Genomic DNA, 597 nt, shown 5'->3' on the forward strand with positions numbered 1-597 from the left:
AAACCAGAGGCCCTGCGCCAACTGGTCCTGCGTCTGGCGCGGGAGAACCCTGGATGGGGATACCGCCGCATCCACGGAGAGCTCCTCGGCCTGGGCCGCAAGGTCGCCGCCTCCACCGTCTGGTCCATTCTGAAGCAAGCAGGGATCGACCCGTCGCCGCAGCGTGTGGACTGCTCCTGGGCCGCTTTCCTCAAAGCCCAGGCCTCCGCGATCGTAGCCACCGACCTGTTCCACATCGATACGGTCTTCCTGCGGCGCTGGTTCGTGCTGTTCTTCATCAACCACGGCACCCGGCGGGTGCACATCGCCGGCATCACCCGACACCCGACCGGCCCCTGGATCACCCAGCAAGCACGGAACTACCTCATGGACCTCGGCGACCATGCCGAGTCGATCACGTTCCTCATCCGGGATCACGGGGCCTACTTCACCGACAGCTTCGATGCCGTCTTCGAGGCGATCGGCGTGCACGTCCTTCCAACACTGCCCCGGGTACCGCGCATGAACGCCATCGCCGAACGCTGGATCGGATCATGCCGACGCGAGGCGACCGACCTCATCCTGATCACGGGAGAGCGCCACCTACGCCTCGTCGTC

General features: G+C 65.5%; 1 protein-coding gene. It reads left to right on the forward strand.

Annotated features, from left to right (window positions below; genetic code table 11):
- Positions 1-597 (forward strand): transposase family protein (locus tag NQU54_RS48765; RefSeq protein ID WP_502362219.1); only part of this gene is annotated, 597 nt, incomplete at both ends.

It is taken from the genome of Streptomyces malaysiensis subsp. samsunensis, assembly GCF_024519315.1.
Lineage (GTDB): Bacteria > Actinomycetota > Actinomycetes > Streptomycetales > Streptomycetaceae > Streptomyces > Streptomyces malaysiensis.